We start from the raw sequence: 20157 nt of genomic DNA, 5'->3' as shown, positions 1-20157 counted from the left end.
GAAGCTTTCACCAAAACAAAACAAAACAACACCAATTATCCGAGGGTCTCACGATGGCCGGTAGCATTCCCCCCTCCCCCCTGACGGCGGAGCGCATGACCTCGTCTCTGCTCGACATTCTTCGAGAGCGGGCCGAGCAAACGCCTGAGCAGATCGCATTCCATTTTCTTCGCGACGGCGAGGATGATGTCGTGAGCTGGTCGTACGGCCAGTTCGCCGCCGCTGCTGTCCATGTGCGCGACAGGGTGCTGCAGCACTCGTTGCATGAGCGGCGCGTATTGCTGCTGCTCGAACCCGGCCTGAGCTACGTCGCGGCGTTGTTCGGCATCCTGCTCGCTGGCGCCACCGCGGTGCCTTCGTTTCCGCCTGCCGGTTCTCGCGCGGTGGCACGCTTCACGTCGATCTGTCGCGACGCCCATCCTGACGTGGTCATTGCCGGCAAGCTTCACCGCTCGCTGCAACCGCAGCTCGACGCGCTCTACGGCGACCAGCGTGCAGCGCCGGCCTTGCTGACGATCGACGAAGATTCCTTCGACGATAGCGAAGTATCGGCACATGACGTTCGCAACCTGCTGGAGCAGCACGTCGACCTGGATCGGCCGGCGCTGCTTCAGTACACGTCGGGATCGACGGGCGAGCCCAAGGGCGTGATCGTCACGCACGAGAATCTCGTCAGCAACTGCGCGGTGATCGCCGGGCGGCTCGGCCCCGATCCGGATCGCGTCGGCTGCACATGGTTGCCGCCGTATCACGACATGGGGCTGATGGGCGCGCTGCTGCTCGCGGTGTACAGCGGCTTTCCGCTCGTGATTCTGTCGCCGCAGCATTTCGTCCAGCGTCCTTATCGCTGGCTCAAGGCGATCACCGACTACCGCGTGACCACGAGCGTCGCACCGAATTTCGCGTTCGACCTGTGCGTCGACAACATCAGCGAAGAAGAAGCCGCCACGCTCGATCTAAGCGCGTTGCAGCACGTATTCTGCGGCGCGGAGCCCGTGAGCCACACGACGCTCGAACGGTTCTTCGCGCGCTTCGGCCGGCACGGCTTCGAGCGCCGTGCCGTGGTTCCCTGCTACGGCATGGCGGAGGCGACGCTCTATGTATCGGGCAAGGTGGGCCGCTCGCCGGTCTCGCTGATCGAGGTCGACAAAGAGGCGCTCGTTCGGGGCGTGTGCAAGCCGCACGACCCGGAAGTCGACGGGCACGGACGCGCCACGCTGGTTGGGTGCGGGCCCGCGGCAGTCGGCCATCGGCTGCTGATTGTCGATCCGGCGACGAAGCGCGTGCTGCCGGAGCGCACCGTCGGCGAGATCTGGTTTAGTGGTCCGAACGTTGCAGCGGGCTATCTGAATCGTGCGGACAGCGACGACATCTTCGCCGCGACGATTGCCGACGGAGACGGCGGTGATCCGACGCGCTACCTGCGCACGGGCGACCTCGGCTTCCTGAACGGCGGCGAGCTGTTCGTGACGGGCCGCATCAAGGACGTCGTGATTGTCGCCGGGCGCAATCTCTATCCGACCGACATCGAGGGATCCGTGCAATCGGCGCACGAGGCGATTCGCACCAACGGCGTGGTGGCTTTTTCGATCGACGGCGGGCAAGGGGAGTCGCTCGTCATCGTTGCGGAACTCAAACGCTCGCGCCGTCCGAGTCCAGAGCAAATGAGTGAGGTGCGAGCCGCGATCACGTTGGCGGTCACGCGCGACCACGGGGTCTCGCCGGCGGTGGTGCACCTCGGCCCGACTGGTGCGATTCCGCTCACGACGAGCGGCAAGGTGCGTCGGCAAGCGTGCAAGCAAGCGTTCCAGCAAGGCAGCTTGAGCGCACTCGAGACGCGCGCATAAGCGGTTCGCACGAACCGCATCCCCGATTTTCATTGACGCTGTCTTTCTTCGGAGCCAGTCATGGCTGAAGCGGATTCTTTGTCTTCGCGAACACCGGCGGCCGCCCATGAGGCGCAAGCCGATACCGACGTGCGCGCACGCCGGCTCGCTTATCTGACCGTGGGTATCCCCGCGCTCGGTTTCGCACTGGCGATTGCCTATACGTACCTATATGGGGTGCGCGCAACCGACTTCGTACTGTTGGCGGTGATGTATTTCTCGACCGCGATCGGTGTCGAAACCGGCATGCACCGGTATTTCTCGCATCGGTCGTTCAAGGGGCGGCCGGTCGTTACCGTGATGCTGGGCGTGCTCGGCAGCATGGCCGCCCAGGGGCCGATCCTGTTCTGGGCCGCCACGCACCGGATGCATCATGCGTTCACCGATCAGGACGGCGATCCGCATTCGCCGCGCCCGCGCGCGAACCGGCACGGCAAGCTCAGTCGATTCGCGGGCCTTTGGCACGGCCACGTGGGCTGGCTATTCACCGTGCGCCGCGAGAACTGGAGCGCGTATGCCGCAGACCTGCTGCGCGACCGTCTGATCGTCAATCTCAATCTGCGCTACGGGTGGTGGGTGCTGCTCGGCCTCGCGATTCCCGCGCTCGCGGGCGCGTTGCTCGCGCCCGCCGGGCAGAGCTTGCTCGGGGCCGTCGGCGGCTTCCTGTGGGGCGGCCTCGCTCGGATATTCCTGCTCGATCAGTCGACCTGGGCCGTCAATTCGCTGTGCCACACGATCGGCACCCGACCGCACGCGACACGCGACCATAGCCGCAACCTGGGCCTGCTCGCGATCGTGTCGGTGGGCGGCGCATGGCACAACAACCATCACGCGCAGCCGGCGTTCGCCAACAACGATCACGCGTTCTGGCAGATCGATCCGTCCGCCTGGCTCATCCGCCTGCTCGACGCGCTGGGACTCGTCACGGAGGTGCGCTATGCGCCGAAGCGCCGCGCGGCGTTCTCCTCAACTTCGCCGTAATCCTCTATTAGCGTTTGGAGAATCCTATGAATTCGTCGATTCAGGTTGCCCCCGGCGTGACTGCCGCCGGCGGGCTGTCGGCCCCTGACGGCCAGATCCCCGGCGTTTCGCCGCTAAAAGGCAGTGGTGCGCGCGTCAAACGCTACACCGCCCTGGCCGTCATGCTGGTGCCGCTTGCCGGGTTCGCGCTGGCGGTGCGTCAACTCGTGCTGGGCGACTTCGCCGTCACCGACCTGGTGTTGTTCGCGGTGTTCTATTTTCTGCACATGGGCGGGATCACGATGGGCTTCCATCGGTATCTTGCGCACAAGACGTTCCGGACCTCGAAGTGGTTCGAAGGGCTGCTGCTGATCTGTGGCTCGATGGCCGCGCAAGGGCCGGTCATGTTCTGGGTGACGACGCATCGCCGTCATCACCTGTACAGCGACCAGAAGGGCGATCCGCATTCGCCGAACCTGGGCGGCGCGGGCCTGCTCGCGAAGCTGCGCGGCCTCTGGTATGCGCACATGCCGTGGATGCTGGCACCGGACGTGTCGGGGTGGACGTTCTTCGCCCCCGATGTGTTGCGCGATCGCCGCCTGTTTTTCTATCACCGCACCTATGTCTGGTGGATCGTGCTCGGCCTCGTGCTGCCCGCCGCAATCGGAGGCGCGATCGGCGGTTCCTGGCACGGCGCGTGGAACGGCCTGCTGTTCGGTGGCTTCGCACGGATTTTCCTGGCCAATCAGGCTGCCTGGTGCGTCGGGTCGGTTTGCCACATGTTCGGTGGACGGCCCTTCAAGACCGACGACAACAGCGCGAACAACTGGACCGTCGCCATCCTCACGTTCGGCGAAGGTCTGCAGAACAACCATCACGCGTTCCCCGCGTCGTATCGCCATTCGGTGAAGTGGTACGAGCCGGATCTCAGCGCGTGGGTGCTCTGGACGCTCGGCAAGGCGGGGGTCGTCTGGGACCTGCGCTTGCCGGGGCCGGCCGCGATCCGCAAGTTGGCCAAGCAACCGTATTGAAGAAAGTTGCCTTCATGAAGCTGTTCATCTCCCTCGTATAGAAGGATTATTCATCATGTCTCAAGCTGGAATCCTGGGCGGCCTGTTCGGCCGCAAGAAAGCGGTCGCCGCCGACGTCGGCCCCCTGACGGAAGCGTCGATCCGCAGCTGGCTGGTCGACCGGCTCGCGAAGCAGCTGAAGATGGACCGGGCTGCCATCGATCCCGCCAAACGCTTTGACGAGTATGGGCTCGATTCGATCGTTGCCGTGCAGGTGTCGGGCGATCTCGAGAAAGTCGTGGAGCAGCGGCTGTCCCCGGCGCTGCTGTTCGAACACAACAGCATCGACGAACTGGCGCGCCACCTCTCGACCGAGCTCGGTCTGCAGGCTGCGTAAGCGGAGATCGACATGGCGAACACCTACACTGTTCCGAGCGCGCCGCCGGCGCGTTTCGACGAATTCCTGCAGAAATCGAAGGCGCTCGAGGGCGTGCGGCTGACCGATGCGATTCCAAAGTCGCTATACGAGCCGCGTGCGTGGCGTGGCGTTCTCGGCTTCGTGGTGAGCTATGCGGCGTATGTCGGCGCGCTCGTCGGCATCGCGTACGCGCCGCACTGGTTGTTCTACGTTCCGCTGTGGCTGCTGGCTGGCCTGGGCGGCTGGGGGCTGCATTGCATCGCGCACGATTGCGGGCACAACTCGTTCTCCCGCTCCCGGTGGTTCAACCTGACGATCGGGCATCTATCGCTGCTGCCGCTGCTGTATCCGTTCCATGCGTGGCGTCACACGCATAACCTGCACCACGCGAACACCAACAACCTCGAGCTCGACACCGACTGGCGGCCGATTCCCGCGCCGCTTTACGATCGCATGCCGCTCCTCAAGCGCCTCGAGTACGCCGGTACCCGCAAGTGGCTGTTCTGGGCAGGTACGTTGAGCTACTGGAAGGAATCGGGCTTCCGTCCCGGCTTCTATCCGAAGCGCGAGATGCGGCGCGACGTGAAGCGCTCGATCGGCTTCGTGCTGATCGTCGCGATGCTCTATTTCCCTGCGCTGATCTACTTTACCGGCGTCACGGGCCTGTTCCTGTACTTCGTCGTGCCGTGGCTCATGATCCACGCGTGGTTCAGCGCCACGACGCTGATGCATCACACGTCGGACGACATCCCGTTTCTGCCGTCGCAGCACTGGACGCCGAACGCAAGTCGCCTGCTCGTGACGACGGACTACCGGTATCCGAAGTGGCTGCACTTCATGACCCATAACATTTCGGTGCATACGGCGCACCACGTCGCGCCGATCGTGCCGTTCTACAACCTTCCGAAGGCACAGGCGGCGCTCAAGGCAGCGTTTCCGGGAATGATTCGCGAAAAGGATTTCACGTTCGGCGATCTGTGGCACGTGATCCGCCACTGCCACTTCTACGACACCGAGTCAGGCTATTACCGGACCCTGTCCCGGGAGGCCGTGGCCGTCGGCGCGCGTGCGGCGACGGAGGGCCGGTGATGGCGGCCGCGAATCACACGGAAGTCTCGCCGATCACCCGGCAGACCAGGAAGGCGCCTTCGCTGCGCGTGCGGCTCGGCCGTCACGCGTTCCGGATGCTGAACACGTTCGCGCCGCGCATTGCCGGACGGCGCGCGGCCGATGCGTTCGGCTTCACGCGTGGCTACGGGCTGCCCGTCAGCGATCGCATACCCCTCGGCGCGACGGTGACGTCCATCGAGGGCAACGATGACATCGACCGGGCCTATTATTGGGAGGGCGGTGCGGCGCGGGTGCTGCTCGTGCACGGCTGGGGCACCGACAGCAGCAGCATGCTGAGCTTCGTCAAGCCGATGAAGACGCTGGGCTTTTCGGTGGCGGCATTCGACGCGCCCGCGCATGGTCTGTCGCCGGGCAAGCACACGACGATGACGCAGTTCACGCGGGCGACGGGTGCGGCGCTGGATGCGATCGAAGGCGCGCAAGTGGTGATTGCACATTCGCTCGGCTCGATCGCGACGATCTCGGCGCTGGCGGAGCGCTCGCGCCGCGCGTCGTTGCGCTGCATCGTGCTGATCGCGCCGACGAGCGCGCTGACCGAGGTGCTGGAGCGCTGGGCGAACCGCGACATGGCGTTGCCGCGCCCAGTGATCGAGCGCATCTATGCGGAGCTGCAATGCCGCAATGGCGTGCCTGTCAGCCATTGGGACATTCTGGCGCGCGGCGCGTCGCTCGATGTCCCGGTGCTGGTCGTGCACGACCCGGCCGATCCCGTGGTGCCGTACTGCGAGGCGCAGCGGGTGGTGGCGGGCCTGCCGCAGGCGACATTGTGGCCGGCGCCGGGCACGGGTCACGGGCGGATCTTGTCGGATGCGAGGGTACGCGAGCAGGTGCGCGAATTCGTGAAGCGACAAATGTCGAATCTTGGAGAGTTGGCGGGATGAGCACGACAGCGGTGGAGATGCGCACGTTGATGTGTCTGGTGTGCGGCTGGATTTACTCGGAAGAAAAAGGTGCGCCGGAAGACGGCATTGCACCGGGCACGCGCTGGGAAGATATTCCGGCCAAATGGAAGTGTCCCGAGTGCGGCGTCGGCAAGGAGGATTTCGAAATGATATCGATTTGACCGAACGGAGGGGGCGCCGCGCGGCGCCCCCGATCCTGTGCCCGCAAGCACGAGATGCGGGTTCACGAGCGTGCCGGGCAGGCGAAGCCGCATCCCACGGCAGGCAACACGCGACGATGCGGTGGCATTGCTTCAGGCGAAACTGAACGTTGAATGGAGTGTTGAAATGGTTGCTCGACAAGTAGTGATCTGCAGTCCGGTAAGAACGCCCATCGGGGCGTTTGGTGGCACGTTGACGAACGTCGCCGCGACGACGCTCGGCGCAATCGCGGTGCGCGAAGCGCTGCGCCGCAGCAAGGTTGATCCGGCGGCGTTGGCTTCGGTCGTGATGGGCAACGTCATTCAGGCGGGAAACAAGATGAATCCCGCGCGTCAGGCAGCCGTCGGCGGCGGCATTCCGGTGGAGGTGCCTGCGCTGACCGTGAATCGCGTCTGTGGCTCGGGCGCTCAGGCCATCGTGAATGCGGCCCAGGAAATCTGGCTCGGATTCGGCGAGGTCGCGGTGGCGGGCGGTATGGAAAACATGGACCGTGCGCCGTATCTGCTGCATAGCGGTCGGTGGGGCCAGCGCATGGGCAATACCGAAATCGTCGACAGCATGCTCGGGGACGGCCTCGTCGACGCGTTTTCCGGCCGGCATTCCGGATGGCATACGGAAGACCTCGTTTCGAAGGTGGGCATGACGCGCGAGCAGCAGGACCGTTGGGCGGAACGTTCGCAAAGGCGCTTCGCGCAGGCTCAAGAGCGCGGGGCGTTCGACGCCGAGCTCGTCGCGGTCGATATCGAGGGGCGCAAGCAACCCGTCCGATTCGAGCGCGACGAGCAGCCGCGGCCGGACACGACGATCGAGTCGCTTGCCCGATTGAAACCCGCGTTCCGGTCTGACGGCACCATTACCGCAGGCAATGCACCGGGATTGAACAGCGGCGCGGCGGCGATGGTCGTGGCCGAGCGGCAGTATGCCGAGGCGCGTGGAATCGAGCCGATCGCGACGCTCGTGTCATACGGCGTGGGTGCGGTCGAGCCAGGGATGTTCGGACTGGGGCCCGTGCCGGCAGTCAGGATGGCGCTCGCGCGTGCCGGATGGTCGTTGAACGACGTGGAGCGTTTCGAGATCAACGAGGCCTTTGCCGCCGTGCCGATCGCGGTGATTCGGGAGCTCGGCATCGACGAAGAGCGGGTGAACGTCGAAGGCGGCGCGATCGCGCACGGTCACGCCATCGGTGCGACCGGTGCGGTCTTGACGACCCGTCTCGCGCATTCGATGCGCCGTGATGGCATCAAACGCGGCATGGTGACCTTGTGCATTGGCGGCGGCCAAGGCATCGCCCTCGCGCTGGAGGCCGTCTGACGGCGTCCTGATCGCGACGGGAGCCGGCGACGTCCCGATCATCAGCAATCACGGAGAAGACATGGACCAGCGTTCAGCACTCGAAGACCTGTGTGCCCCTGCCGCGACCGGGCACACGACGACGCAGGCGGAGCTCGCGCGCAAGTGGTTGACCCACTTCGGCGCCGACCGCGTGCAGGACCTCGACCTCGGCATGCTGGAGGCGATTGCCGGCTACGTCAGGAAGGGCGTCTCTCCTCCGGGCGAATAGCGCGCGATTCACGTGCGTCCGTTGCGTGTCCAGCGCGCGTGACCGGCCGGGCCAACGGTGCAAGCGCGGCACAGCTTGCCCCTGGTCTGGCTCGGTCCGATCGCACGCGGACGTGTCGCCCGGCGTCATCGCGTTGATGGCGTCGCGGGGCTGTAACGGCGCGGATGCCGGGGTCGCGATGGGCCTCGCGCATTCGCGGCGTGTGCCGGCCCGGACGGCCGTGGACGAAACGCGGCTGTTCCTCAATTAATGACCAAACCGCAAGACCTAGTGCATAGATATCGTTTGCGGCAGCGTTAATGACTATCGACAATCGTGGCTCGAATTCCCGCCCTTGCGCCAGAAGCGCCTTGGGCGGGCGGCACCTGTCGGCTATCCCGGCCGTCCGTGCCATCCAGCTCACGACGACATGTACGCGTTTACGCCCTCATTCCAGAATCCTGCCGGTTCGCCGATCCGCGAGCTGTTCAAGTACCTCTCCGAGCCGGGGATGATTTCGTTCGCGGGCGGCTATCCGGCCAGCGACCTGTTCGACGTCGACGGCCTGAACACGGCCGCCGAACGCGCGTACGCCCACCCGGTGCGCTGCCTGCAATACGGCCCGACCGACGGCCTTGCCGAACTGAAGCAGCAACTGATTGCGTTGATGGCGCGCCGCAACGTCGCGTGCACGCCGGCCGAACTGCTCGTCACGACCGGCTCGCAGCAGGGCCTCGACCTGCTGCTGCGCGTGATGGTCGCGCCGGGCGACGTCGTGCTGACCGAACAGCCGGCTTATCCGGCGACGCTGTCGGCGATGCGCCTGCAGCAGGCGCGCATCATCACGATCCCGGTCGACGGTGAAGGCCTCGACGTCGATCGCCTCGCGTCGCAACTCGCGTCCGGCGCGATCGCGCAGCCGAAACTGCTCTACACCGTCCCGACCTTCGCGAACCCGACCGGCGCGACGCTCACGCGCGAACGCCGGCTGAAGCTGCTGCGTCTCGCGGTGCAATACCGTTTCCTGATCGTCGAGGACGATCCCTACGGCGACCTGCGTTTCGCGGGCGAGCCGGTGCCGTCGATGCTCGCGCTCGCGAACGAAGTCGAAGGCGCGCGCGACTGGATCGTGCATTTCGCGAGCCTGTCGAAAATCGTCGCGCCGGGGCTGCGCGTGGGCTGGACGATCGCGCCGGCCGAGATCGCGCGACGCTGCGTGATCGCGAAGCAGACGGTCGACCTGTGCAGCACGCCGTGGACGCAAGCCACCGCCGCCGAATATCTCGCCGACGGCGCGCTCGAACGCCATCTGCCACGCATCACGGCGGCCTACCAGCGCAAATGCGACGCGATGTGCGACGCGCTGCGCGACGGTTTCGGCGATGCGATCACGTTCCATCGTCCCGAAGGCGGGATGTTCGTGTGGGCGCGGATCGGCGCGGTGTCGTCGGACGTGCTGCTGCAACAGGCGATCGCGAACAAGGTCGTCTTCGTGCCGGGCAAGGCGTTCTTCGCGGACAACGTCGACGCCGCATCGCTGCGCCTGTCGTTCGCCGCGCCCGACGTCGACGCGATCCGGGAAGGCGTGGCGCGCCTGGTGCGCGCGTATGGTGCGGCGCTGGCCGCGTGAGGAGACACCCATGAACATCGTCATCAACGACACCGCATGGCTGGATGAAGCGCCGGGCGTGGCCGATATCCGTCCCGTCGCGCACAAGTCGTCGCAGATCAGCGCGGGGCCGCAATACGTCGCGGACGTGCTCGGCCGCTTCGGCGCGGATTCGACCGACACGGGCGACGCCGCACCGGTCGTCCTCGGCTATAACTGAACCGCGCGGCGGCGGGTTTGCAACGGACGCCGTGGGCGCGCCGCGAGCTGCGCCGCCGAAACGGGTAAGCTAGCGCGACCGAATCCCGCAAGATCGCCGCGCCATCATGTCCGATCCCGCTTCCGAATCGCTCCCGCAAACCTATGACCGCCTCTGGTCGTGCCTCGAGTCCGGCGTCGGCACGCAACGCTCGCCGTTCACGATGGTGCAGGCCGCGACGCTCGGTCTCGACGGCGCGCCGAAGGTGCGCACGATCGTGTTGCGGCAAGTGAGCCGCGCCGATCGTCTGCTGGCGTTCCATACGGATGCGCGGTCGGAGAAGGTGGCGGAGTTGCGCCGCGATCCTCGCATCGCCGTCGTCGCGAACGATCTCGACGCGCTCGTGCAGATTCGCGCGGAAGGCGTTGCGTCGATCTGCGACGACGAAGCGCAACGGCGCGCGATCTGGCAATCGAGCCGTTCGCATACGTTGCTGCTGTATCGCGCACCGTTGCGGCCGGGCACGCCGATCGACTCGCCTGAAGAGGCGCACATCACGTCAAGCCCAGGCACGGCCCCCACCGACGACGGCTATCGGAACTTCTGCCTCGTCCACGTCACGGTGACGCGCATCGACTGGCTCGAACTTGCCCGCGGTGGTCATCGCCGCGCGGTATTCGACGTGAACGACGACGGCTACGCAGGCCGCTGGATCGCCCCCTGACGTCGACGTTCGCACGCCTGCTACAAACGCGTACAAATCAGACACATCCCGGATACATCAGACCTTTCAAATGGGTGACCGCCGCGTAACCGCCGCGTGCCCGAATGAAAGCAAAGGCGCGCCCGGGCGCGCGGCATGTTCACTTTCAACCTCACGAAAGGAGATGCCGAGCGATGTCTTCCACACCGTTTTCCCCGATGCGTCGGCACCTGCTGGCCACGTCCGTGGCCGCGGGTGTATCCGCGATGCTGCCCACCGCGCTGCATGCGGCAACCGGCGACACCGGCATACGCCCGTTCACCGCCCATATCCCCGATGACGCACTGGTCGACCTGCGCCGCCGCATCACCGCGACACGCTGGCCGGGTCGCGAGACCGTCGCCGACGAATCGCAAGGCGTGCGGCTCGCGCGCATGCAGGCGCTGCTGCGCTACTGGGGCACCGACTACGACTGGCGCAAGGGCGAGGCGCGCCTGAACGGCTTCCCGATGTTCATCACGGAAATCGACGGGCTCGACATCCACTTCATCCACGTCCGATCGCGGCACGCGAATGCGATGCCGATGATCATGACGCACGGCTGGCCCGGTTCGGTCTTCGAGTTGGTGAAGGCGATCGGCCCGCTCACCGATCCGACCGCGCACGGTGCGAGCGCCGACGATGCGTTCCACGTCGTCGTGCCGTCGCTGCCGGGCTTCGGCTTCTCGGGCCGCCCGACGAAGACGGGCTGGGGCTCGGACCACATCGCCCGCGCATGGGGCGAGCTGATGGCGCGCCTCGGCTATACGCGCTTCGTATCGCAGGGCGGCGACTGCGGCTCCGTGATTTCGCACCGGATGGCGATGCAGCGCGTGCAGGGCCTGGCCGGGATTCACGTGAACATGCCGGCGACGGTGCCGCCGGACATCGCGACGCTGCTTCAGGTCGACGCGCCGGCCCCGACGTCGCTGTCGCCGAAGGAGAAGGCCGCGTACGAGAAGCTCGCGACGTTCTATCGCGACAACTGCGGCTACTCGGCGATGATGGTCACGCGTCCGCAGACAGTCGGCTACGCGCTCGCCGATTCGCCGTCGGGGCAGGCCGCGTGGATGTACGACAAGATCTCGCAGTGGACATACAGCGGCGGCGTACCCGAACGTTCGATTCCGCGTGACGAGATTCTCGACGACATTTCGTTGTACTGGCTGACCAATACGGCGACGTCCTCCGCGCAGATCTACTGGGAGGATCACTCGAACAACTTCAACGCGGTGGACATCTCGCTGCCGGCCGCGATCACGGTGTTTCCCGGCGAGATCTATCAGGCGCCGCGCAGCTGGGCCGAGCGCAGCTATCACAACCTGATCTACTTCAACGAAGTCGACAAGGGCGGGCATTTCGCGGCATGGGAGGAGCCGGAACTGTTCGCGCGCGAAGTGCGTGCCGGTTTCCGGCCGTTGCGTCGCGCGTAAGCGCGGCTCGACGGGCGCGCGCGGGCCGGTTGCGATGCCGGCCTGCGTCCGTTGCCGCATCGGTGCATGGGGGCGCGTGTGTTGCGCGGCCCCCGAAACGTACCGCCTCGCGGGCGTTTTTTGAATCGCTCTGTGTCGTATCCGAACACAGATACGTTGGGATACAAAGCGTCCGGATGGTTCGGATATAAATCCGGTGAAGCGATTCACACGGCGGCGCGAAGCGATGCGCAGCCGGCGTGAACGGCGATACCGGAGCGCCCGCACCTGCCGTGGGCTCCTCACTTAGCGATCGACAATGGAGAACGAGTCATGCCTGATACCGTGAATAGCCGCCGCCGCCTGATCCTGGGTACGACAATCGCAAGCCTGAGCCTCGCCGACCTCGGCTTCGGCTCGCTGGCGCACGCGCAGTCGGCGCCCGATGCCCCGACGAGCCGCGCGGCCGGCGCGGCGTCGCTCGGCACCATCCACCAGATCGACGCGGGCGTGCTGAACGTCGGGTATGCGGACCTCGGGCCGAAGAACGGCCCCGTCGTGTTCCTGCTGCACGGCTGGCCGTACGACATCTACAGCTACGCGGACGTCGCGCCGCTGCTCACGGCGGCCGGCTATCGCGTGATCGTGCCGTACCTGCGCGGCTACGGATCGACGACGTTCCGCTCGGCCGACACGCTGCGCAACGGCCAGCAGGCGGTGACGGCCGTCGACATCGTCGCGCTGATGGATGCGCTGAAGATCGACCGTGCGATATTCGGCGGCTACGACTGGGGCGCACGCACGGCCGACGTCATCGCGGCGCTGTGGCCGCAGCGCGTGAAGGCGCTGGTGTCGGTGAGCGGCTACCTGATCGGCAGCCAGCAGGCGAACACCAAGCCGCTGCCGCCGCAGGCCGAACTCCAGTGGTGGTATCAGTTCTACTTCTCGACCGAGCGCGGCGCGCTCGGCTACGCGGAGAACCTCGATGCGTTCAACAAGCTGATCTGGCGGCTCGCGTCGCCGAAGTGGCAGTTCTCCGACGAGACCTATGCTCGCAGTGCCGCATCGTTCCAGAATCCCGACCACGTGGCGGTCGTGATCCACAACTATCGCTGGCGCCTCGGTCTCGCGAAGGGCGAAGCGAAATACGACGACATCGAGCGGCGGCTCGCGGCCGGGCCGGTCATCACCGTGCCGACGATCACGATGGAAGGCGATGCGAACGGCGCGCCGCATCCGGCCCCGGCCGCGTATGCGAAGAAGTTCACCGGCAAGTACCAGCACCGCACGATCACCGGCGGCATCGGCCACAACCTGCCGCAGGAAGCGCCGCAGGCGTTCGCCGATGCGATCCTGCAAGTGGAGCATCTGTGATGCGGGCGCGTACCGGTGTTGTGCGTCACGGCGCGCGCCGTGCGCTCGTCGCGGGCGTGTTGCTGGCCGGCGCGTTGTCGGCGAGCGTCCCGGCCGCGTTCGCGGAGCAGCCGAAGCCGGCCGCGTCGCCGATCTACGGCGTGACGATCCCGCCCGGCTACCGGAAGTGGGAAATGGTCGCGCCGGCCGAGGAGGCGGCGCCGCTCGACGAATTGCGCGTGGTGCTCGGCAATCCCGTCGCGATGCGTGCGCTCGAAAAGTCGACGCTGCCGTTTCCGGACGGCACGATCCTCGTGAAGCTCGCGTACAAGCGCAAGCAGTCGGACGAGTTCCCGTCGGCGACGGTGCCGGGCCAGGCGACCACCGTGCAGGTGATGGTGAAGGATTCGCGTCGCTATGCGTCGACGGGCGGCTGGGGCTTCGGGCGCTTCATCAACGGCGTGCCGGCCGATATTGGTCAGCACCAGACGTGCTTTGCGTGTCACCAGGCGCGCGTGAAGAATCACGACTTCGTGTTCACGCGGTTGGCGCCCTGATGTGACTTGACGGGATTGGCTTGACGGAAAGGCGTGCCGCACGAGGCACGCCTTTTTTTGTAGCGCGCGGATGACGGGACACGGATCGGCATGCGGGTTTGTATCGCACTGTGTCTGCGGCCGCTCCTGAAAAACTGGCATGCAGGAAGCACCGGTTTTGGAAACATGCCGGATACGTGAGCGGGTTCTACTGTCGACATGCAGGAAACGTTCGATGCCAGCCGATCTGGATCGGATGCCGAATGATCGATACACCCACTTCCTTTTAGGAGAACACTCATGAAAGTCGCTCGAATCCTCGCCGTTGCCGTCCTCGCTTCGATCCCCGCATTGTCGTTCGCCGATACCGGCCACGGCCTCACGCGTGCCGACGTGCGCGCCGATCTCGTTCGGCTCGAGAAGGCCGGCTACAGCCCGGCCAGCGGCGAAGCCAACTACCCGGACGATATCGCTGCCGCGGAGAACGCAGTCGCCGCGCAGCAGCTCGCGCGCTCGGACCAGAACGGCCCGTCGAAGTCGCAGGGCGACAACGTCGCCGCCGCGTCGGTGCCGGCCGCCCGCTACGCCGCGTCCGACACGGGCGCTGCCCGCGACGGACGCACGGGCGCCGCCGACGGCCTGTACGCGCATTCGTGATCCGCTGCCGCGCCTGCCGAGCGCCGGCGCGGCCGCATCGGAAACATTTCAGATGGACAACACGACAGGAAGGAGCAAGACGATGGTCGGTTTGACGAAACGGGTGCTGGTGTCCGCGGCGGTGCTTGGCGGGCTGTTCGGTGCGGTCACGGCGCAAGCTGCGCCGAAGGAAGACCTGAAGGGCACGAACGTCGTGCTGGTGCACGGCGCGTTCGCCGACGGGTCGAGCTGGAACCGCGTGATTCCGCTGCTCGAGGCGCGCGGCCTGCATGTCGTAGCGGTGCAGAATCCGCTGAGCTCGCTCGCCGACGATGCCGCCGCGACGAAGCGCGCGATCGACGAGCAGAAGGGGCCCGTCGTGCTGGTCGGCCATTCGTGGGCCGGCGTCGTGATCAGCGATGCGGGCAACGACGACAAGGTGAAGTCGCTCGTCTATGTTGCCGCGTTCGCGCCGGACAACGGCCAGTCGATCGCCGATGTCACGCAGGGGCTGCCGGCGCCGGCGTGGGCCGGCGAGCTGCGCAAGGACTCGGGCGGTTTCGCGACGCTGTCGGACAAGGCGATCGCGCAGGATTTCGCACCGGACCTGTCGCCCGCGCAGCAGCGCGTCGTCGCGGCGACGCAAGGGCCGTGGTACGGTGGCTGTATTTCGCAGAAGGTCACGCAGGCCGCGTGGCATGAGAAGCCGTCAACGTTCGTCGTCGCGACGCAGGACCGGATGATCGATCCGAAGCTGCAGGAGACGATGGCGAAGCGGATCGGTGCGACGGTCACGCGCGTGAACGGCAGCCACGTCGCGATGTTGAGCCAGCCGAAGGCCGTGGCCGACGCGATCATCGCGGCCGCGGAGCGTGCGAAGCACGATACGCAGTGATCGATGCGGCGCCGCGATGCGAATGGCGCGCGGCGCCTCCTTCCCGCCATCCGCCTCGAAGGAAGTCCCCTTGGGGGAAATGGCGGGCTTTCTCGGAGCACATTCTGATGACGCAGCAACTCTGGCAACTGTCGGCGACTGAAATCGCGAAGCGGGTGCGGCAACGTGAAGTGTCCGCGCGGGAAGTGGCGGATGCGACGCTGGCCCGTCTCGATGCGGTGAACCCGGCGATCAACGCGGTGGTCGAGCATCGTCCGGACGACGTGCGGCGGCAAGCCGACGAAGTCGATCGCGCGATCGCGCGCGGCGACGATCCGGGGCCGCTCGCCGGCGTGCCCGTGACCGTGAAGATCAACGTCGACGTCGCGGAATTCGCGACGACCAACGGCACGCGCCTGCAGGAAAACCTGATCGCGAGCGCCGACAGTCCGTCGGTCTCGAACCTGAGGAAGGCCGGCGCGGTGCTGCTCGGCCGCAGCAATTCGCCGACGTTCGCGCTGCGCTGGTTCACGTCGAATCTCGTGCATGGGCATACGTACAATCCGCGTAATCGGTCGCTGACGCCGGGCGGATCGAGCGGCGGCGCGGCGGCTGCCGTGGCCGCCGGGATCGGCCCGCTCGCGGTCGGCACCGACATCGGCGGCTCGGTGCGCTATCCGGCCTATGCGTGCGGTGTGCACGGGATCCGGCCGTCGCTCGGACGCGTCCCGGCGTTCAATGCGTCGTCGCCCGAGCGTGCGATCGGCGCGCAGTTGATGTCGACGACCGGGCCGATCGCGCGCACGATCGACGATCTCGCGCTGGCGCTGCGAGCGTTCGCCGCACCGGACCCACGCGACCCATGGTACGTGCCGGTGCCGTTCGAAGGCCGTGCGGCGCCGAAGCGAGCAGCGCTGTGCGTGCGGCCGGGCGGCCTGCAGGTCGTGCCCGAAGTCGAGGCCGCGTTGCGCGATGCCGCGCGCCGGCTCGTCGATGCAGGGTGGACCGTCGATGAAATCGACGATACGCCGCCGATGCGCGAGGCTGCGTTGTTGCAGGAGCAGCTCTGGCTTGGCGACGGATTCGACGCGTTGACGAACGCGGTCGCGAGCGACGGCGACCCGGGCGCGGCCGCGGTGATCGCCGCCGTGCGCGGCAAGGTGCGCGATCTGCCGGCCGACGTGATCAGCCGCGCGCTCGTGCGGCGTACGACGCTGACGCGGCAGTGGCGGCTGTTTCTCGATGAATACGCGGTATTGCTGCTGCCGGTGTCGTCGGAGCTGCCGTTCCCCGACGACCTCGACAGGCAAGGACCGGAAGGGTTCGAGCGCGTATGGGAAGCGCAGCTCACGCTGCGTGCGCTGCCGGCGATGGGGTTGCCGGGACTTGCGGTGACGACGGGGATCGTCAATGACGTGCCCGTAGGCGTGCAGGTGGTCGCCGCGCATCATCGCGAGGATCTGTGCTTGCTGGCGGGGCGCGACATCGAGGCGCGCGGCGCGCTGGTGACCGTGGTCGATCCGATCGTCTGAGGCGGCGACGGGCGTGGTGCATCGGCGATGCACCGCGTCCGCCGAATGTCGGTTATCGATCCTTCAAAGCGCGCCGTTCGACCCGGCGCGCGATTCCATTTCGGATTCCCTCGCAACGTGCGGCGCGTCGTGTGCCGTACCGTTCCTGACTTCGCAGTCGCCCATCCTTTCAAGAACCTTCGATGCGTGCCATCGAACGGCCGTCGCTCCAGATCCCCCGCATGAACCCGCACCGATTGCGCGCGTCTGCCATTGCATTTCGCGCGCCGCTGATTAGGAAATGAATTTTTATTGGTTCTGCTTCCTCGAGCGCACTCGCATAGTCGGGCTGACGGCTATAGACAGCACCCAAGCTGCGCAGGCCGCAATCCCGGCGTTGTTGATCATACGAATTTGCGAGAACGAGGAAGCGTGATGACGTTTGCATTGGAAGAACGAACGGCTGCCCGGCAGGCGCTCGAAGCCGCGCGCGCGGCGGCCGCATCGGCGGGCACGCCTTACGCGGGCGGCGTGGCGCCGCAAGTCGCGTGGGCGCTGTTCACCGCCGGCGACGCGTTGCTGGTCGACGTGCGCACCGCGGAAGAACGGAAATTCGTCGGCCACGTGCCGGAGTCGCTGCATGTGCCGTGGGCGACCGGCACGAGCCTGACGCGCAACCCGCGCTTCGTGCGCGAGCTGGAAGCGAAGACCGGCAAGGACGCGGTGGTGCTGTTGCTCTGCCGCAGCGGCAACCGGTCCGCGCAGGCGGCCGAAGCCGCGACCAAAGGCGGTTTCACGCAAGTATTCAACGTGCTCGAAGGGTTCGAGGGCGACCTCGATGAACAGCGGCATCGCGGCAGCCGGAACGGCTGGCGCCATCGCGGCCTGCCGTGGGCTCAGGACTGAGTCACGGCCGTTACGGGGAGAAGTCAGCATGGCCGCATTCGACATCGACGACATCGTTCAATCGCTTCAGACCGTGCGTCGCGCGTGGCGCGAGAAGCAGCGGCGCTCGCTCGAACCGGGCGGGCGCGACCTGCCGGCGCGCGAGGCGCTCGCACAGATCATCGGCGCGCTGAAGGGCGTGCTGTTCCCGATGCGGCTCGGGCCGCCCGACCTGCGGCAGGAGAGCGAGAACTTCCATGTCGCCCACGCGCTCGACGCGGCGCTGAACGCGCTGCTTGCGCAGGTGACGCTCGAACTGCGCTACGCGGCGCGGCAACGCAACGCCGACGCACCGATCGAAGACGTGGCGTCCACCGCCGTGCAGGCGTTCGCCGAACGCCTGCCCGACATCCGCCGGCTGCTCGACAGCGACGTGCTGGCCGCATTCCATGGCGATCCGGCGGCGGGCAGCGTCGACGAAGTGCTGCTCTGCTATCCCGGCATCCTCGCGATGATCCACCACCGGCTCGCGCATGAGCTGTACCGGCTCGGGCTGCCGCTGCTCGCGCGGATCATCGCCGAGCAGGCCCACGCGGAAACCGGCATCGACATTCATCCGGGCGCGCGCATCGGTGGCGGCTTCTTTATCGACCACGGCACGGGTGTCGTGATCGGCGAGACCGCGATCATCGGCGAGCGCGTGCGAGTGTACCAGGCCGTCACGCTCGGCGCGAAGCGCTTCCCGCGCGATGCTTCCGGCCATCTGGAGAAGGGGCTCGCGCGCCATCCGATCGTCGAGGACGACGTCGTGATCTATGCAGGCGCAACGATCCTCGGCCGCGTGACGATCGGCCGCGGCGCGGTGATCGGCGGCAACGTGTGGCTCACGCAGGACGTACCGGCCGGCGCGAACGTCACGCAGGCCGTGCTGCGCAGCGAAGCGAATGCCGCGCGGCGCGAACCGGCCGAGCCGGTGCCCGACGCGCGGGTGACGACATGAGCGACCTGATCCAGCACTTCGGCGCCAACGTGCGCAAGCTGCGCGAAGCGCGCACGTGGTCACAGGAGCAGCTCGCCGAACACGCGGGGCTGAACCGTTCGTATGTCGGCGAGATCGAGCGCGGCGAGGCGATCGCGTCGATCGTCACCGCGGACAAGATCGCGCGCGCGTTCGACGTGTCGATCTCGACGCTGTTGCCCGGCGTGTACGTCACCTGACTCATCTCGCGTCCTTTCCCGTTCGGCAGTGCCATGTGACGGCTATAGCATGTTGAGCCGGCAGGTGCGTGCTTCCGATAATCACCGAGCGTCATAAGCAATCCCGTTTTTCATCTTAAGAACCCGGAGCCACACATGTCGACCGTTGCAAGCGGCACGGCCGCGCTGAGCGATCACGCCGCCCGCCAACTAGCGAACGCTACCAAGACCGTCCCGCAGCTTTCCACGATTACGCCGCGCTGGCTGACCCACCTGCTGCAGTGGGTGCCGGTCGAGGCCGGCATCTACCGCCTGAACCAGGTGAAGAACCCGGAAGCCGTGCGCGCCGCGTGCACGCAGCTCGAGGACGAAAGCGTGCTGCCGCGGACCTTCGTGCCGTACGAGGAACAGCCGCGCGAGTATTTCCTGAACGCGGTGAGCACGGTGCTCGACGTGCATACGCGGATCTCCGATCTCTACAGCAGTCCTCACGACCAGATCAAGGAACAGCTGCGCCTGACGATCGAGACGATCAAGGAGCTGCAGGAAAGCCAGCTGATCAACAACCCGGACTATGGGCTGCTCGCGAACGTGACCGACGAACAGCGAATCTTCCCGCTGACCGGCGCGCCGACGCCGGACGATCTCGACGAGCTGCTGACCAAGGTGTGGAAGGAGCCGGCGTTTTTCCTCACGCACCCGCTCGCGATTGCCGCGTTCGGCCGCGAATGCACGCGGCGCGGCGTGCCGCCGCCGACGGTCAGCCTGTTCGGCTCGCAGTTCCTCACGTGGCGCGGCATTCCGCTGATCCCGTCGGACAAGGTGCCGATCGCCGACGGCAAGACCAAGATCCTGCTGCTGCGTGTCGGCGACAAGCGCCAGGGCGTCGTCGGCCTCTATCAGCCGGGCGTCGCGGGCGAGCAGGGGCCGGGCCTGTCGGTGCGCTTCATGGGGATCAACGATCAGGCGATCGCGTCGTACCTGATCTCGCTGTACTGCTCGCTCGCGGTCCACTCGCCGGATGCGCTGGCTGTCCTCGATGACGTCGAAATCGCCAAGTACCATGACTATCCCGACACCTACCGTTAATCCCGGCTCGGCCGGCAGCGACGCGCTCGCGTTGCCGCACGCGCCGCTGCCGGCCGGCCTGCCCGA

At 66.5% G+C, this 20157-nt stretch carries 22 protein-coding genes; all 22 read left to right on the top strand.

Translation table 11 applies throughout. The annotated features are described in order from the left end of the window. Window positions 1–95 precede the first annotated feature (95 nt). Window positions 96–1847 (top strand): fatty acyl-AMP ligase, encoded by a 1752-nt coding sequence (locus F3J14_RS02275; RefSeq protein ID WP_247682097.1) that lies wholly within the window; start codon window positions 96–98, stop codon window positions 1845–1847. A gap of 60 nt (window positions 1848–1907) precedes the next feature. Further along, window positions 1908–2867, top strand: a complete 960-nt coding sequence (locus tag F3J14_RS02270; protein ID WP_166721586.1) for an acyl-CoA desaturase — start codon at window positions 1908–1910, stop codon at window positions 2865–2867. 26 nt (window positions 2868–2893) lie between these two features. After that, window positions 2894–3877, top strand: coding sequence for an acyl-CoA desaturase (locus F3J14_RS02265; protein ID WP_006749603.1), 984 nt, complete (start codon window positions 2894–2896; stop codon window positions 3875–3877). A gap of 55 nt (window positions 3878–3932) precedes the next feature. Continuing rightward, window positions 3933–4253, top strand: a complete 321-nt coding sequence (locus F3J14_RS02260; RefSeq protein WP_006749604.1) for an acyl carrier protein — start codon at window positions 3933–3935, stop codon at window positions 4251–4253. A gap of 12 nt (window positions 4254–4265) precedes the next feature. Then, window positions 4266–5363, top strand: a complete 1098-nt coding sequence (locus tag F3J14_RS02255) for a fatty acid desaturase (RefSeq protein WP_166721585.1) — start codon at window positions 4266–4268, stop codon at window positions 5361–5363. Next, window positions 5363–6286 (top strand): alpha/beta fold hydrolase, encoded by a 924-nt coding sequence (locus F3J14_RS02250; RefSeq protein ID WP_166721584.1) that lies wholly within the window; start codon window positions 5363–5365, stop codon window positions 6284–6286. The genes F3J14_RS02255 and F3J14_RS02250 overlap by 1 nt, the downstream gene beginning before the upstream one ends. Next, the gene (locus F3J14_RS02245; RefSeq protein WP_006749607.1) at window positions 6283–6468 is read left to right on the top strand and encodes a rubredoxin; all 186 of its coding nucleotides are present in this window, start codon (window positions 6283–6285) and stop codon (window positions 6466–6468) included. Before F3J14_RS02250 ends, F3J14_RS02245 begins: the two co-directional genes overlap by 4 nt. A 166-nt stretch (window positions 6469–6634) precedes the next feature. Next, a complete protein-coding gene (locus F3J14_RS02240) occupies window positions 6635–7819 on the top strand; it encodes an acetyl-CoA C-acetyltransferase (RefSeq protein WP_166721663.1) in 1185 nt (394 codons plus the stop codon). 61 nt (window positions 7820–7880) lie between these two features. Then, window positions 7881–8069: a hypothetical protein gene (locus F3J14_RS02235; protein ID WP_166721583.1), complete on the top strand. Its 189-nt coding sequence runs from the start codon at window positions 7881–7883 to the stop codon at window positions 8067–8069. A gap of 409 nt (window positions 8070–8478) precedes the next feature. Next, the gene (locus F3J14_RS02230; RefSeq protein WP_166721582.1) at window positions 8479–9678 is read left to right on the top strand and encodes a PLP-dependent aminotransferase family protein; all 1200 of its coding nucleotides are present in this window, start codon (window positions 8479–8481) and stop codon (window positions 9676–9678) included. Between the two features lie 10 nt (window positions 9679–9688). After that, a complete protein-coding gene (locus F3J14_RS02225) occupies window positions 9689–9877 on the top strand; it encodes a hypothetical protein (protein ID WP_166721581.1) in 189 nt (62 codons plus the stop codon). Between the two features lie 106 nt (window positions 9878–9983). Further along, on the top strand, window positions 9984–10580 hold the full coding sequence (locus tag F3J14_RS02220; protein ID WP_166721580.1) for a pyridoxamine 5'-phosphate oxidase family protein: 597 nt from the start codon (window positions 9984–9986) through the stop codon (window positions 10578–10580). A 173-nt stretch (window positions 10581–10753) separates the two neighbouring features. After that, the gene (locus F3J14_RS02215; RefSeq protein ID WP_166721579.1) at window positions 10754–12031 is read left to right on the top strand and encodes an epoxide hydrolase; all 1278 of its coding nucleotides are present in this window, start codon (window positions 10754–10756) and stop codon (window positions 12029–12031) included. A gap of 312 nt (window positions 12032–12343) precedes the next feature. Continuing rightward, window positions 12344–13384: an alpha/beta hydrolase gene (locus F3J14_RS02210; RefSeq protein ID WP_166721578.1), complete on the top strand. Its 1041-nt coding sequence runs from the start codon at window positions 12344–12346 to the stop codon at window positions 13382–13384. Next, the gene (locus F3J14_RS02205) at window positions 13384–13920 is read left to right on the top strand and encodes a cytochrome P460 family protein (RefSeq protein WP_166721577.1); all 537 of its coding nucleotides are present in this window, start codon (window positions 13384–13386) and stop codon (window positions 13918–13920) included. The genes F3J14_RS02210 and F3J14_RS02205 overlap by 1 nt, the downstream gene beginning before the upstream one ends. Window positions 13921–14199: 279 nt before the next feature. Continuing rightward, window positions 14200–14556: a DUF4148 domain-containing protein gene (locus F3J14_RS02200; RefSeq protein ID WP_166721576.1), complete on the top strand. Its 357-nt coding sequence runs from the start codon at window positions 14200–14202 to the stop codon at window positions 14554–14556. Between the two features lie 82 nt (window positions 14557–14638). Then, window positions 14639–15430 carry an alpha/beta hydrolase gene (locus F3J14_RS02195; RefSeq protein WP_166721662.1) on the top strand — a complete coding sequence of 264 codons (792 nt, stop codon included), beginning with the start codon at window positions 14639–14641 and terminating at the stop codon, window positions 15428–15430. Between the two features lie 107 nt (window positions 15431–15537). Further along, a complete protein-coding gene (locus tag F3J14_RS02190) occupies window positions 15538–16941 on the top strand; it encodes an amidase family protein (RefSeq protein ID WP_166721575.1) in 1404 nt (467 codons plus the stop codon). Window positions 16942–17355: 414 nt separating this feature from the next. Beyond that, window positions 17356–17826: a rhodanese-like domain-containing protein gene (locus tag F3J14_RS02185; RefSeq protein ID WP_166721574.1), complete on the top strand. Its 471-nt coding sequence runs from the start codon at window positions 17356–17358 to the stop codon at window positions 17824–17826. A gap of 28 nt (window positions 17827–17854) precedes the next feature. Next, window positions 17855–18805 carry a serine O-acetyltransferase EpsC gene (epsC, locus tag F3J14_RS02180; RefSeq protein ID WP_166721573.1) on the top strand — a complete coding sequence of 317 codons (951 nt, stop codon included), beginning with the start codon at window positions 17855–17857 and terminating at the stop codon, window positions 18803–18805. Continuing rightward, window positions 18802–19023: a helix-turn-helix transcriptional regulator gene (locus F3J14_RS02175; protein ID WP_006749621.1), complete on the top strand. Its 222-nt coding sequence runs from the start codon at window positions 18802–18804 to the stop codon at window positions 19021–19023. Before epsC ends, F3J14_RS02175 begins: the two co-directional genes overlap by 4 nt. A 135-nt stretch (window positions 19024–19158) precedes the next feature. Beyond that, the gene (locus F3J14_RS02170; protein WP_166721572.1) at window positions 19159–20091 is read left to right on the top strand and encodes a family 2A encapsulin nanocompartment shell protein; all 933 of its coding nucleotides are present in this window, start codon (window positions 19159–19161) and stop codon (window positions 20089–20091) included. Window positions 20092–20157 lie beyond the last annotated feature (66 nt).

Source organism: Burkholderia sp. Tr-862 (assembly GCF_011753085.1).
GTDB lineage: Bacteria > Pseudomonadota > Gammaproteobacteria > Burkholderiales > Burkholderiaceae > Burkholderia > Burkholderia ambifaria.
This window is presented reverse-complemented; position numbering and strand designations above follow the sequence as displayed.

Coding starts and splice junctions, on each gene's coding strand:
- F3J14_RS02275 (WP_247682097.1), top strand. CDS start 96: ATGACCTCGTCTCTGCTCGACATTCTTCGAGAGCGGGCCGAGCAAACG.
- F3J14_RS02270 (WP_166721586.1), top strand. CDS start 1,908: ATGGCTGAAGCGGATTCTTTGTCTTCGCGAACACCGGCGGCCGCCCAT.
- F3J14_RS02265 (WP_006749603.1), top strand. CDS start 2,894: ATGAATTCGTCGATTCAGGTTGCCCCCGGCGTGACTGCCGCCGGCGGG.
- F3J14_RS02260 (WP_006749604.1), top strand. CDS start 3,933: ATGTCTCAAGCTGGAATCCTGGGCGGCCTGTTCGGCCGCAAGAAAGCG.
- F3J14_RS02255 (WP_166721585.1), top strand. CDS start 4,266: ATGGCGAACACCTACACTGTTCCGAGCGCGCCGCCGGCGCGTTTCGAC.
- F3J14_RS02250 (WP_166721584.1), top strand. CDS start 5,363: ATGGCGGCCGCGAATCACACGGAAGTCTCGCCGATCACCCGGCAGACC.
- F3J14_RS02245 (WP_006749607.1), top strand. CDS start 6,283: ATGAGCACGACAGCGGTGGAGATGCGCACGTTGATGTGTCTGGTGTGC.
- F3J14_RS02240 (WP_166721663.1), top strand. CDS start 6,635: ATGGTTGCTCGACAAGTAGTGATCTGCAGTCCGGTAAGAACGCCCATC.
- F3J14_RS02235 (WP_166721583.1), top strand. CDS start 7,881: ATGGACCAGCGTTCAGCACTCGAAGACCTGTGTGCCCCTGCCGCGACC.
- F3J14_RS02230 (WP_166721582.1), top strand. CDS start 8,479: ATGTACGCGTTTACGCCCTCATTCCAGAATCCTGCCGGTTCGCCGATC.
- F3J14_RS02225 (WP_166721581.1), top strand. CDS start 9,689: ATGAACATCGTCATCAACGACACCGCATGGCTGGATGAAGCGCCGGGC.
- F3J14_RS02220 (WP_166721580.1), top strand. CDS start 9,984: ATGTCCGATCCCGCTTCCGAATCGCTCCCGCAAACCTATGACCGCCTC.
- F3J14_RS02215 (WP_166721579.1), top strand. CDS start 10,754: ATGTCTTCCACACCGTTTTCCCCGATGCGTCGGCACCTGCTGGCCACG.
- F3J14_RS02210 (WP_166721578.1), top strand. CDS start 12,344: ATGCCTGATACCGTGAATAGCCGCCGCCGCCTGATCCTGGGTACGACA.
- F3J14_RS02205 (WP_166721577.1), top strand. CDS start 13,384: ATGCGGGCGCGTACCGGTGTTGTGCGTCACGGCGCGCGCCGTGCGCTC.
- F3J14_RS02200 (WP_166721576.1), top strand. CDS start 14,200: ATGAAAGTCGCTCGAATCCTCGCCGTTGCCGTCCTCGCTTCGATCCCC.
- F3J14_RS02195 (WP_166721662.1), top strand. CDS start 14,639: ATGGTCGGTTTGACGAAACGGGTGCTGGTGTCCGCGGCGGTGCTTGGC.
- F3J14_RS02190 (WP_166721575.1), top strand. CDS start 15,538: ATGACGCAGCAACTCTGGCAACTGTCGGCGACTGAAATCGCGAAGCGG.
- F3J14_RS02185 (WP_166721574.1), top strand. CDS start 17,356: ATGACGTTTGCATTGGAAGAACGAACGGCTGCCCGGCAGGCGCTCGAA.
- epsC (WP_166721573.1), top strand. CDS start 17,855: ATGGCCGCATTCGACATCGACGACATCGTTCAATCGCTTCAGACCGTG.
- F3J14_RS02175 (WP_006749621.1), top strand. CDS start 18,802: ATGAGCGACCTGATCCAGCACTTCGGCGCCAACGTGCGCAAGCTGCGC.
- F3J14_RS02170 (WP_166721572.1), top strand. CDS start 19,159: ATGTCGACCGTTGCAAGCGGCACGGCCGCGCTGAGCGATCACGCCGCC.